Raw genomic sequence first — 236 nt, forward strand, 5'->3', positions numbered from 1 at the left:
AGCGTGCTCGGCATCATCGGATCGCCCGTGCCGTCCGACTTCATGCTGATGCTGCCCTACGTCGTCACGATCTTCGCGGTCGCCGGGCTGGTGGGCGTCTCGCGGGCGCCCGCCGCCGACGGCACGCCGTACATCAAGTCATGAGCGACGCCCGTCCCGCCGAGCCCGTCGAGATCACCGACGAGACCTGGGCGAGCTTGCGGGAGGCGGCCATCGCCGCCCTGCCGCACGCCTAC

At 71.2% G+C, this 236-nt stretch carries 1 pseudogene; it reads left to right on the forward strand.

The features are described 5' to 3' along the window. A pseudogene (locus FJ658_RS16935) lies at positions 1 to 144 on the forward strand (ABC transporter permease); the annotation flags it as partial. Between the last annotated feature and the right edge of the window lie 92 nt (positions 145 to 236).

This window comes from Schumannella sp. 10F1B-5-1, from assembly GCF_006517535.1.
GTDB lineage: Bacteria > Actinomycetota > Actinomycetes > Actinomycetales > Microbacteriaceae > Schumannella.